The 12,770-nt window shown below is 44.4% G+C and carries 10 protein-coding genes; 4 read left to right on the forward strand and 6 right to left on the reverse strand.

Going from position 1 to position 12,770, the window contains the following annotated elements; genetic code table 11:
- Positions 1 to 12: 12 nt before the first annotated feature.
- Positions 13 to 1,050, reverse strand: coding sequence for a type IV pilus twitching motility protein PilT (locus B3D47_RS02670; RefSeq protein WP_004811122.1), 1,038 nt, complete (start codon positions 1,048 to 1,050; stop codon positions 13 to 15).
- A gap of 123 nt (positions 1,051 to 1,173) precedes the next feature.
- On the opposite strand from B3D47_RS02670, the gene B3D47_RS02675 reads away from it, so the two are divergent.
- Entirely contained in the window at positions 1,174 to 1,860 is a 687-nt protein-coding gene (locus tag B3D47_RS02675) for a YggS family pyridoxal phosphate-dependent enzyme (protein WP_286859889.1), read from the forward strand.
- A gap of 46 nt (positions 1,861 to 1,906) precedes the next feature.
- Here the strand turns inward: B3D47_RS02675 and B3D47_RS02680 are convergent, their stop codons facing one another.
- The 3 genes from B3D47_RS02680 to B3D47_RS02690 are packed head-to-tail and all read right to left on the reverse strand — an operon-like array spanning position 1,907 to position 7,884.
- Entirely contained in the window at positions 1,907 to 3,013 is a 1,107-nt protein-coding gene (locus tag B3D47_RS02680; protein ID WP_286859800.1) for an acyltransferase family protein, read from the reverse strand.
- A gap of 5 nt (positions 3,014 to 3,018) precedes the next feature.
- On the reverse strand, positions 3,019 to 6,624 hold the full coding sequence (locus B3D47_RS02685; RefSeq protein WP_286859802.1) for an AAA family ATPase: 3,606 nt from the start codon (positions 6,622 to 6,624) through the stop codon (positions 3,019 to 3,021).
- Positions 6,625 to 6,633: 9 nt separating this feature from the next.
- On the reverse strand, positions 6,634 to 7,884 hold the full coding sequence (locus tag B3D47_RS02690; protein WP_286859803.1) for an exonuclease SbcCD subunit D: 1,251 nt from the start codon (positions 7,882 to 7,884) through the stop codon (positions 6,634 to 6,636).
- Positions 7,885 to 8,403: 519 nt separating this feature from the next.
- On the opposite strand from B3D47_RS02690, the gene B3D47_RS02695 reads away from it, so the two are divergent.
- Both B3D47_RS02695 and B3D47_RS02700 read left to right on the forward strand, forming a co-directional pair.
- On the forward strand, positions 8,404 to 8,859 hold the full coding sequence (locus B3D47_RS02695) for an ABZJ_00895 family protein (RefSeq protein ID WP_004893338.1): 456 nt from the start codon (positions 8,404 to 8,406) through the stop codon (positions 8,857 to 8,859).
- Positions 8,860 to 9,039: 180 nt separating this feature from the next.
- Complete coding sequence (locus B3D47_RS02700; protein WP_163171942.1) at positions 9,040 to 9,951, forward strand: TIGR01777 family oxidoreductase; 912 nt, start codon at positions 9,040 to 9,042, stop codon at positions 9,949 to 9,951.
- Here B3D47_RS02700 and thiO read toward each other — a convergent pair.
- A complete protein-coding gene (gene thiO, locus B3D47_RS02705; RefSeq protein ID WP_286859806.1) occupies positions 9,931 to 11,052 on the reverse strand; it encodes a glycine oxidase ThiO in 1,122 nt (373 codons plus the stop codon). The two genes, B3D47_RS02700 and thiO, sit on opposite strands and share 21 nt — an antisense overlap.
- 83 nt (positions 11,053 to 11,135) lie before the next feature.
- Positions 11,136 to 12,149: a porphobilinogen synthase gene (gene hemB / locus B3D47_RS02710; RefSeq protein WP_005221134.1), complete on the reverse strand. Its 1,014-nt coding sequence runs from the start codon at positions 12,147 to 12,149 to the stop codon at positions 11,136 to 11,138.
- 107 nt (positions 12,150 to 12,256) lie between these two features.
- On the opposite strand from hemB, the gene B3D47_RS02715 reads away from it, so the two are divergent.
- Complete coding sequence (locus B3D47_RS02715) at positions 12,257 to 12,748, forward strand: thioesterase family protein (protein WP_004893342.1); 492 nt, start codon at positions 12,257 to 12,259, stop codon at positions 12,746 to 12,748.
- Positions 12,749 to 12,770 lie beyond the last annotated feature (22 nt).

Below are 12,770 nucleotides of genomic sequence, written 5' to 3' on the forward strand. Positions count from 1 at the left end.
AAAAACATTTTTTTATAGGAAAGATTCAGGCTGTTTAGCAGCAGTACGCGCAACTTGTGGACTGATCACGCCTTTAGATACCAGTGTTTTCAGGCTCTGATCCAGCGTAGTCATACCATAGTTGGCACCGGTCTGAATGGCAGAGTACATTTGAGCAACTTTGTTTTCGCGGATCAGGTTACGGATGGCCGGAATACCGATCATGATTTCATGTGCAGCGACACGACCACCACCATTTTTCTTGAGCAGGGTTTGTGAGACAACCGCTTGTAATGATTCAGACAGCATGGCACGAACCATGTCTTTTTCTTCGGCCGGGAATACGTCGATCACACGGTCAATAGTTTTAGCAGCAGAAGTCGTATGCAGGGTGCCAAACACCAGGTGACCGGTTTCAGCAGCAGTGAGTGCCAGACGGATGGTTTCAAGGTCACGCATCTCACCCACCAGGATAATATCCGGGTCTTCACGTAATGCAGAACGTAATGCTTCATTGAAACCATGCGTGTCACGATGCACTTCACGCTGGTTGATCAGACATTTTTTGGATTGGTGTACAAATTCAATTGGATCTTCGACGGTCAGAATATGGTCATAACGGTTATCATTGATATAGTCTAGCATCGCTGCCAGCGTCGTTGATTTACCTGAACCGGTTGGGCCTGTGACCAGTACCAGACCACGTGGATAGTCACAAATATCTTTGAAGATCTGACCCATGCCCAGATCTTCAATGGTTAAAACTTTAGAGGGAATGGTACGGAATACGGCACCGGCACCGCGGTTCTGGTTAAATGCGTTTACACGGAAACGGGCAACGCCAGGAACTTCAAAGGAAAAGTCAGTTTCTAGATTTTCTTCATAGTCACGGCGCTGTTTATCGTTCATGATATCGTAAACCAGCTTGTGCACTTCTTTATGTTCCAGGGCAGGCAGGTTAATACGACGAACTTCACCATCAACACGAATCAGTGGTGGCATCCCCGCAGATAAGTGTAAATCTGACGCGCCATTTTTAGCAGAAAATGCTAATAATTCTGTAATGTCCATAAAGTCCCCAAAGGCATTTAAATGTTATTTATTTTGATAGAATAATAAGGCTTTCCCACAGCTTAACCAACACTTAGTTGGGGGGCAAGGGAAAAAAATATGAACGAAATGAGAACTCCGTCAATGAAAATGTTGCAACTCGCACGAGATCAGGTATTGGCCCAAATTCACACTGCATGTCAGCAGGCTGGTCGTGATGAACAGACCGTGCAGCTGCTGGCTGTTTCAAAGACACATCCAGCGGAAATCTTGGCGGAAATGTATGCAGCCGGACAGCGCAGTTTTGGTGAAAACTATTTGCAGGAAGCGCTGGATAAGATTGAAAAGTTGCAGGATCTGGAGATTGAATGGCATTTTATTGGGCATGTTCAGCGGAACAAGACCAAGCAGCTGGCAGAAAAGTTTGACTGGGTACATGGGGTAGATCGTCTGATCATTGCCGAACGTCTGTCTAATCAGCGCGAAGATAATCAAGTACCCCTAAATATTTGTCTTCAGGTGAATATCGACGGGCAGGATACTAAAGATGGCTGTCAGCCAGAAGAAGTACCGGATCTCGTAGCGCAGATCAGCCAGTTACCAAAACTGCGTCTGCGTGGTTTGATGGTGATTCCGGCGCAAAATAATACAGCGGCTTTTGCTGATGCCAAGGCTTTATTCGAAGCGGTTAAAATGCAACATGCCAAAGCTGAGGATTGGGATACTTTAAGCATGGGGATGTCAGGGGATATGACCGAAGCGATTGCGGCAGGTTCAACCATGGTGCGGGTCGGCACCGCCTTGTTTGGGGCACGTCCTAAAAAGAATTAACGGATCCATATTTTTAGACAGGTTTTTAGAATTGTTAAGAAAAGTGTTATTGCATTGAGCGGGATAACGCTTTTCTTTGTTGTGGTTCGAGTAATTTTGCCATTAAGCTAGCCAGTAGAACTAAAACCAGCATAGTCGCAACTAGGGCCAGAACAGCACCCCCTAGCCCATAAGCACGGCTTTGTGGAAAGCAGCCCAAAATAAACAGTAGTAAAGGAAAATGAGTCACATAGAGGGTATAAGAAAAACTCGCGGACTTTACCCAGACTGGTTGATAATAACTGAGTTTTTGTTGCAGTTGAATCAGCCAGCAGACAAAAGCCAGTCCTATCAACGTGTTAAATGGCACAAAATAGTTACCACGATAAATTTTAGCCTGATCGATCATATGAAAGTGATAGGCGTCTCTACAGGCAATGAAAAAAGCCAAGCTTAGGCATCCCAGTTTGAGTGAATTCAAATGATTTAAGACATACTGTTGAATATGACCAAATGAACTGGCAAAGGCTGTCAGCCATACAAGCAAATAAATCAGAAATTGGGGATTAAGTGCGGTAAGTGTAATTAACACTAAAGCAAAACTGAGTTTGGCAATAACAGAATGTTTTAAAAAAGGCAAAAAGCCCGCCAGCACATAAAACCAGACCTCAAAACTTAAACTCCATAGTGGCGCATTGGCAGATAGCGTGGGCGTCACAAAGCCATTTAAAAAGAACAGTGAACCCAGAAAATTGTCCCACTCCAGACTATAGGTGGTACGAATCATCATGCCAAAACTGTTTTGAAACTGATGTGTATGAGAGCTAAAGAAGTAAGGTGCCAGAATATATAAAGTTAAGGTCAGAGCGAGGGCAAACAGGAAGGGCGGTAAAATTCTACGGCAGCGATGCCGGATATAGTGAGACAGATTAAACTGGCTATTTTGCTGGATATTATTCTGTATAGAGGTTCCGATCAGATAGCCACTTAAAGCAAAGAACATCATCACCGCGGCCTGACCAAGCAGCCGAACCCAGGAATACAGTGTTAAATCAAGAGGGGCGATAAAAGCCTGAAAGCAGTGACTAAATAGCACCACGATTGCACTCACTCCACGCAAGCTTTCCAGTTGTAAACTGAATTCAGCTGAAAATCTGCGTAAAGTCATATTCATGAGCGCTAGCCTATAATCTGAATGGTACTGGCACCAGAGCCAACGGGTTTAACCTGAATCTGGACTGGAATCCGTTCATGCATTTCCTGGATATGCGAGATCAGCACCACTTTACGGCCCTGGCTTTGCAGATGATCGAGAGCATTCATCACCATATGTAAGGACGCTGGATCGAGTGTCCCAAAACCTTCATCAATAAATAGCGATTCCAGCTTCATCGAGCCAGACGCCATATTGGCAATGGCCAAGGCTAAAGCGAGTGATACCAAGAAAGTTTCCCCACCGGACAGCGAAAGTACAGGGCGGACCTCACTGTTCATATCCAGGTCAATAATCGCCAGACTCAGACTGTTCGGAATACGATGCAGCTGATAGCGTGGAGCCAAAGGCTGGAGCTGCTGATTGGCATATTCAACTAGAATATCCAGATGATGTTCCTGGGCAATTTTCTGGAATTTGGTACCTTCTTTATGTCCAATCAGGTCATAAATCCGACCCCAACGATATTCCTCAGCCTTAATCTGTTCAATCTGATGCTGGTATCTGGCATACATACTCTGGTTGTTGGCATTCATACGCAGTTTGGCATCGGTTTCATTCAGTGTTTCTTGTTGTGCTGTCTTTTCCTGTATCAGTGCAGCCAGTTTTTGTTCAATCTCTTCAAATTCATGTTCAGGCTGCAGTTTTAAATGTGCCTGATATTGTTCTTCGAGTAACTGCCATGCGGTTTTGGCATTTTCCAGTGCCTGTTTTTGATTGGATAAATCCTGGCGGATACGTTGATGGCTGGTGAGATCAATACGCAGCCATTGTTCAATTTGCGTCGTAGTCACCTGTGGACGGTTCTGCTGCCAAGCCTGAATATTCTGCTGATATTGTTCAAGTTGCTGATCAATCTGCTTTTGTTGGGTGATAAAATCCTGCAACTTAAGATTGGCCTGATGCAGTTGTTTTTCTGCCTGACTGGTTTGTTGTCGCTGGATGTCTAGTTGCTGTTGCAAAGCTTTGGTTTGCTGATCCAAAGTCGTCTGCCACTCTGCAGCCACCCGATATACTTGTCCTGCATGTTGCCCGGTCAATTCAGCCAGTTGCTGGCGTAAGTCCTTACCTTGCTGGATAAGTTGCTCTAAAGACTGGTGGCGTTGCGCAAAATTCTGTTGTTCAACTTGCAGCTGATATTGGGTTTTATCAACTGCTTGTTGCTGTGTTTGTAGCTCAGATTCCAGTTGCTTTTGCACACTTAAAAGCTGCATGCGTTGTTGTAACTGTTGTTGTAGAGTGGATAACCATTTTATCGGATCCTGAGATGCATAGTTCTCAGGCAATACATTGATTAGGGGGTGAATAAGCTGGGCCAATTGAGTGCGCTGTTGCAGAACCAATTGCAGTTGATGTAAGTGTTGTTGTTGCTGACGCCATTGCTGTGATAGCTGCTGTAACTGCTGTTCTTGTTGTTGCAGCTGTTCAATCTGCTTTACGACACTATTGCTATGGTCTTTCAAAAGTTGGGTTAAACGATTTAAGTCATTTTCACTCTCAGTAATAACCCCTAAATTCGCCAGCTGAGTTATATATTCAATCTGTTGCTGCTGAATTTGCTGCTGGAATGCTTGCAAACGCTGCTGTTGCTGTTCAATCACAGTTTGCAGCTTTGAGATTTCAATCTGTTTCTGTTGCTGAGCCTGACTTAGCTGATCAAGCTGTTGTCTGGCTTGCTGTAATTGCTGTTCCTGTAGCTGACATAAGCTTTTGTCCAGTAGTTCATGTTGTCCTTGAGCAAAAGGATGTTCATGACCGCCGCATACCATACAGGGTTCATCAGGTTTTAATTGGGCACGCAGTTCCTGCACGCTTTGTGTATGCAATAAACGCTGCTGAGCTAAAATCCGCTCTAGCTGTTCATAAGCCTGTTGTTCAGATTGAATCTGTTGCTGCAAAGTCTGTTCAGCATTTTGCAGCAATTTCAGCTGCTGTTGCTGGGTATGTATAGAGGTTTGTAGCTGCTCTGACTCTTGAGATTGTTGCATAGTCTGTCGTAAGCGTTGCTTTAGCCCATCAAGCTGAAGCTGTTTAGTATAATGCTTTTGGAGGGTCTGCTGAACAGATTTAAATTGCTGGTCTAACTGTTCAATACTTTGATGTTGCTGGATCCAGTGATTGAGCTTGGCAGATAATTCGGCAACGGTTTTTTCTAGTGCAGACAAAGGCTGATTTAGGCTTTCAGGATTTTTTTGCAATAGTTGTTGATACTGCTGTAAATAGTCCTGCATACGTTGCAGGATACTTTGCGGCTCCTGATCAAAAACACTTAAAAATTCTGACTGGGTTAACTGCTGAGTAATCTGCTGCTGTTTAGCCTGAGCATGACTTAAGACCAATTGCTGCTGTACTAACTGCTGTTCTAGGGGGTGCAGGTGAGTAGTTTGAAACTGATTTTGCTCCGTATTCAGTTTTTTATACTGTTCAGATACCGTATGGATAGCATGATCCAGCTTTAAACCTGCTTCCAGATGTGGCTTGATCTGGTCTAAATGCTGCTGAAATTTCTGCTGCTGTTGCTCCAAGGCTACTAGTTTGGTTTCTTCTTTAATAAAGCGTTTTTTTAGCGTTTCAAACTCAAGGGTGAATTGTGCCTGTTGTTGCTGAATCTGAATTTTTTTCGGTTCTAAATGGGAACGCTGAATAAACTGATCACGGATAGACTGGAATTCATCCAGCTGTTCCAGTAGTTGTTGCTGTCCTGCAGATTTATTTATGGCATCCAACTGGACATCATACACTTCTTTTTTTGCATGGACTTCGGCATACAGCTTATGTCGGTCCAGATGCCATTTTTTCTCATTTTCCAGCAGTTTTTCAGATTGCTGAAGATTCTGTAATTGTAAAGACAGCGCCGTCTGTTGCTGTTTTAAGGCGTTAATATCTTCTTCGGACAGGGTTTCAATATGTCCAATCAGCTTTTCCAGATCACTGCGCTTATTTTTTACTTCACTGAATTTTTGTGCTGCTTTTTGACTGACCACACTGAAAATTTGTGAATTGGTCAAATATTCCAGCAGGTCTGCACGTTCATGATCTTTGGCTTTTAAGAAGGCTCCCACTTCAGACTGGGCAAGTAGGACAGCACGGGTAAACTGCTCAAAGCTGAGTCCAATCAGTTTTTCAATAAGTGGCGTGACTTCGGATATTTTTTGGGTGAGCGTGGTGTCATCATCAAGGCATTTGATATAACGGTCGACTTTTAAATTGCCATTAATTTTATTGCGGGCACGGCGGATTTCCCAACGTGCAAGATAGCGCTTGCTATCCAGCGCAATAAATTCCAGTTCACTAAAGCCGGTGGTTGTGCCACGACGCAGAATATTTTTAGAATCTTTGATGGAAACATCCTGTCCACCCGTATCTTTGAGACTGCCAGTTGCACCTTTTAAACGTGGAATTTCGTTATACAGTGCCAAACACATGGCATCCAGCAGGGTAGATTTACCTGCACCAGTTTTACCGGTAATGGCAATCAGGCCGGCATGTGCCAATGGGCTATCATCAAAACAAATATCATGAGTGCCTGCCAGAGAAGCCAGATTATTTAAACTCAAACGTAAAATTTTCATGGCATTTCCTTATGGCTGCTGCACATCAATATCTTGCTGGGCTTCATGCAGCAGTTGCAGGAAATCGCGTTTTACCGAGTCATCCGGATCATAACCCATTTTTTCCCAGAGGTTACCGAACAGGGATTCCGGGGTCGGAGGCGCCAGATCAATTTTAGAAATGTGCGTGCTTGAGTCCGCTACTTGCTGATAAATCCGGGAAATACGTAGCAGTCGGTAACGGTTTGGCGGCAAAGCCTGTTCAATCTGCTGTCTGAGATCTACTGGGGGAGGCGCAGTGGTAGTGTATTCAATTTCCAGGAAATGGCGTGCAAACAGCTGATCAATTTCACCATTCGGCAAGGCCTTGACTTGGTCAATCAGATCATTGAGGTCGGCACGAATCCGGAGCAGATCTACAGTGCGTGGAATGATTAGAGGCTCATATTGAAAGCGTTGTTCATCTGACTGCATCGGGTCAATTCGTACCTCTACAACCTGATGTTTATAATTCAATTCACTAAAAGACAAAGGAATAGGCGAGCCACTATAGCGGATATGTTCCTGACCGACTTTCTGCGGCTTATGCAAATGCCCCAACGCGACATAATCAATACCATCTTCAAAAAGCGCCGTCGATAAGGCTTCTTCATGTCCCACTACAATCGGACGTTCAGAATCCGAAGTTTCTCCGCCTTGCATATGCGCATGTGACATCAGAATCAGCGCCTGATCTGGCTGTTTACGTGCCTTGGCTTCAGCGATCAGTTGTTGATGCAGATAGCTAATCGCGTTTTGACTGTTGGTGGTATGCTCATTCAGTCCGGTAATTTCGGCACTACGCAGATAAGGCAAGGCCAGGCACCAGGCTAAAATTTTCTGTTCAGGACTATAAATCGGCACCATCAGACGATCCAGATCCAGCTGATTATTTTCCTTGCGGCTGATGACACCGACTGCACGTGCATTGAATTTGGCAAGAAAAGGCTCAACCTGCTCGATGCGATAACCTGAATCATGGTTACCGGCAATCATCAGGGTTTGCATATGCGGTGCCAGTGCATGGGCACTGGTTAAAAATTGATAAAGCTGTTTCTGAGCGCTGGAGGACGGATTGATGACATCAAAGATATCGCCCGCAATTAGCAGGGCATTTGGCTGTTTTTGTTTAATTTGTTCCAGCAGCCAGCTCAAAAATTGGCGATGTTCAAATTCACGATCATGATTATGGAAAAATTGCCCCAAATGCCAATCTGATGTGTGTAAAAAATGAACTGCCATGTCCCCTGAGCCTATAAAAGTTTAAACACCCGAAGTGGGTAAAAGCATGGATGAAACCAGCAAAAATCTTACTTCCGAAGCAGGAATGATCGTTTTGGTCTGGATGAAAAATATCAGTATAGTGAGCTCGATCTGAGAAAACCAGTATCGGGTTGGGCAACTACTTTTTATCTGACCCTAATAAGGCAATTTAATTTCTTGTTTTTTATCTATGTTTAAACTGGAGCAATAAGGAATAAAAATTTAGAAGCCCAAAAAATAAAGACCGACGATTCGAGTGATGGTGAAATCGTCGGTCAAAGTATGCTGTTTAAGAAAATTTTGGCTGCTATTCAAAACTTTCTGCTGCACACGAGTCTTATTGCTTTAGCAAAGATCAAACAGATTTGTGGATGCCGGTACAAATTTGGTGACCTTGTACCCTATATAACGTCAGCTTTACAGGATCGGTTGACAATACAATGAAAAAAAACTCATTTTTTTTTATACTGACTGCATCCTTTTGTGTGAGTGATGGCTATGGCGCCGCTAAAACGCTATTTTCTCTGGTTTTTTTTAATATGTTTTGTGATGACCTGTATTTGCGGCGTGATTGCAGCCCTAATGCCGATGGGAATGGGGGCTGTGCTGACCATGGTGCCGTATCTGGTGGCCATGATCTGGGTATTATTTAAATTTCTTCGTCAGAACCGTCGGGCACCGACACAAGCCGAACGTAAAAAAATCACTTTAGGATTCAGCCTGATTTTCTGGGGGTATAACCTGGCATTTTTATTATTGGGAATTCTGGTCGCAACCCGGTCCAATCCGAATGCCTGGCAGGATTTCATACTGTATCTTCAACAACCGCAGTTTATGAGTGTCGTGGTGATCATGTTCCTGTTGATTGCGATTCCATTGTATCTGCTGACTTACTGGTTCTATGGAAATCAGGCTCAGCGCATGGCCAACAAAATGTTTGGTAGCTCTCAGTAAATTATTTGCACATAAGTGACTAGAACTTTAGTCTAAAAAAAAAGCCTGAAACCCCTTAATATTCAGGCTTGATATCTTTTGCTGTAAGTCATTACGATGAATGGTATTTTTTGATAACTGCAAAGATTGGCCAGTTCAGTACAATGTTTGGGACCTAAGAAAAACAGCGACTGAATAACAATGCATAAGCCTGTCGTACTCATTACCGGAGCTAGTGGTTTTATTGGCCAATATGCGGTCAAACACTTTCTTGGACTAGATTGTCATGTCATTGGCCTGACGCGTGAACACCATCGCTTGGAAATGCATCCAGATTTTCACTGGATCAATGATTTTGATGAACTGCGTACCCGTCAGATTGATTATGTCATTAATCTGGCGGGTGAAAATATCGGTGCAGAGCGCTGGACTGCCGAGCGTAAAGATATTCTCTTACAGAGCCGATTAGACACGACCCGTCAACTCTATGAATTTTTAAAAAAGAATCAGATTTTCCCGAAATGTATTTTGTCTACATCTGCCGTGGGTTATTACGGTATTGATCCTCAAGAACAATGGCAACAGGTGTATACGGAAGAAGCTGCGCCCCAACAGATTTTCATGTCTCAGCTTTGTGCGCAGTGGGAGCAGCTGGCCTTATCCTATACTGATCAGAATACCAAGATTATGCGTTTTGGTGTGGTGCTGGGCAGAAGAGGTGGCATCTTGCCACAAATGCTGATGCCAATCAAAATGAATCTGGTGGGTCGAATCGGGAGTGGCCGGCAGCCATTCGCCTGGGTGCATATCCAGGATCTGCTTAACGTGATGGATTTTCTGCTGCATGAAAAAAGCAACGCTCATATCTTTAATGTGGTTGCGCCTGAGAAAACCAGCCAGCTGCGTTTTAGCCAGACAGCAGCAGAGCTACTGAAGCGTAAACCGCTATTCGCTTTGCCTGGCAGTATTATGCAGTGGATGTTGGGTGAGCAGTCACAACTGATTTTAAATGGTCAGTATGTCCAGCCTAAAGCACTGCAAGATGCTGGCTTTGAATTTGAGTTTCCAAGCATCAAGGAAGCACTCACGGATCTAGTGGGCAAGCGCAGTTAAAAGCTGTAACTGATCCGGTGCATAGGGTTGGGAATCCACTAAAGTCGACTGTCCGAACATCAGCTGTCTGAGCAATATAGCAGAGGCAGGCGCCATGCATAAGCCATTGCGGAAATGGCCGAAATTGGCCCAGCCATTTTTTAAATTTGGCAGTTGACCTATATATGGAATGCCTTGCGGTGAGCCGGGACGTAAGCCAGCCCATTCCTGCACAATCGGGAATTCAGCCAGTTCTGGAACCATCTCAAAACTGGCATCCAGAATTTTCTGACGAATCTCGACAGCAGGCGTGGTACTAAAACCAACTTCGCGCATGCTGGAACCACAGACAATATGCCCATCCTGACGTGGAATCAGGTACATGACCTGATTCATACACATGGTCGGCAGCCAGTGTTCTGGCGTTTTAAACAACACCATCTGCCCCTGAACAGGATGCACTGGGATATCTCTTGTTAGCTGCAGTGACCATTGTGCTGACCATGCGCCGGTGCTGAAGACAAACTGATCTGCTGCAATCCAGTCGCCCTGTTCAGTTTGCACCGCATCAATTTGTGCACTACCAATTTTTATTTTCCGAACTGGCGTATGTTCTAGCCAACACACGTGGGGATGCTGTTTTAAATAATGAATAATGGATTGGAGTAAGCGAGGGTTACGTACATTAGCGATTTGGGGGAAGTACAAGGCATGTTTAAATTCGGATGAAACCTGCGGATTGATCTGCTCAATCTGTTCCTGCTCGATATAAAGCGCTTGCTGCATCGGCTCATGATGTCGTTCAGCATAGTGATAGCCAATGTCGAAATCTTCTTCATCAAAGATCAGCATGCCGGTTTCATGGATTTCAAAATCAATGCCAGTAACTAGTTTTAATTTGTTATTCCAGTCTTGATATAGGGGTTTGGCATATTTGGCCAAGGCATTGACTGCCTGAGGATAACGCCATGGATACATCGGGGAAAGAATGCCGCCACCGGCCCAGGAGGCAGCTTTTCCTGCCTGCTGCTGATCCAGAATCGTTACTGAACAGCCCTGTTCAATCAACTCCAGTGCAGTCATGAGTCCATTAACTCCTGCACCGATGATGGCAATATGCATCAGGTTTTAACCCTTATTTTCGAATCTTGTTTAAACCAAAAACCAAAAAAATGCCTTCCTTGAATCAAGAAAGGCATTCCAGACTATTTCATTTCTTTCAGTTTTACTGCAGCTTCTTCCGCGAAGTAAGTCCAGATGCCATCTGCACCAGCACGGCGGCAGCTCATCAATGATTCCAGAATCACGCTGTCAGATAGCCAGCCATTCTGGATTGCACCCGCCAGCATCGCATATTCACCGCTGACCTGATACACGAAGGTTGGAATGCCAAAAGTATCTTTGACTTCACGCACGATATCCAGATAAGGAAGGCCTGGTTTTACAATGACCATGTCTGCACCTTCCTGAATATCCAAGGCGATTTCATGCAGGGCTTCGGCACGGTTGCCGACATCCATCTGGTAATTATATTTATTGCCACCTTTCAGGTTGCTTGAAGAACCTACTGCATCACGGAACGGGCCGTAGAAGCTGGAGGCATATTTGGCAGAGTAGGCCATGATAGACGTATAGATATGACCATTGGCTTCAAAAGCTTCACGAATCGCGCCAATACGGCCATCCATCATATCACTTGGTGCAAAGATATCCGCACCGGCTTCGGCATGGCTTAAGCCCTGTTTAATCAGACATTCAACCGTTTCATCATTTAAGACATAACCAGTTTCATCGATAATGCCATCCTGACCATGCGTGGTATAAGGATCCAATGCGCCGTCGGTAATCAGTACTATTTCTGGTAATTCTTTTTTCAGCAGGCGAACAGTGGTTTGAACCAGACCATCTTCACGCCATGCCGCTTCAGCAGTCAGACTTTTGTCTTCTTGTGGCGTTACCGGGAACAACGCTAGTTTGCTGACACCCAACTCAAGCAGGCGTTCAGCTTTTTTCACCAGCAGATCTGCCGAAAGACGCTGAATATTTGGCATACTTGGCACGTCTTGAGTCTGGTTTTGACCCGGTAAAACAAATACTGGATAAATGAGATGATCAGCCGTGAGGTGCGTTTCACGAACCATTGAGCGTAGGTGTTCATTTTTACGAATACGACGCATGCGAGTTGCAGGAAACGCGGGACGATTGAACGTATAGGTCATAAAAATCTCATTGATCAATATTAAACTATAGGTATTGTAGTGCCTTAATTTGCATTTAGGGCAAATGGATACATTTTTTTATTTAATCAAGGTTATTCGAGCAAACTATGACGGTAGCAGAGAAAAGTTGGACAGGAAATATTGATTTAGGCTCGAATAAGGACGTTCTATTCAACCAGTTGTGTGATGCTTTTAATGCTTCACCATTCTACCAATATTGCGGTATGCAAATGCGCGTTGTGGATGGACAGATTGAAGCATATGTAGAAATGCAGAAGGATCTGATTGGCAATGTAGCATTCCAGATTTTACATGGTGGTGTGGCTGCCACCATTCTGGATAGTATTGGTGGAATTACCGCAATGGGTGAGCTGTACAAAAAAGCCAGCCCTGAAGATATGCAAGAAACCAGCAAAAAAGTTTCACGTCTGGCGACTGTGGATATGCGTGTCGACTATCTGGCACCCGGGCGTGGCAAATATTTTACTGCACGTGCAGAAACCCTGCGTCTGGGGCGTAAGGGATGTACCATGCGCATGACCCTGATTAATGATGAAGCTAAACCGATTGCGACTGCGATTGCCTCTTATGCTTACTAGAAGCTGAGATAATTAAAAAAAC

This window comes from Acinetobacter sp. UBA3461 (assembly GCF_002381195.1).
Classification (GTDB): domain Bacteria; phylum Pseudomonadota; class Gammaproteobacteria; order Pseudomonadales; family Moraxellaceae; genus Acinetobacter; species Acinetobacter schindleri.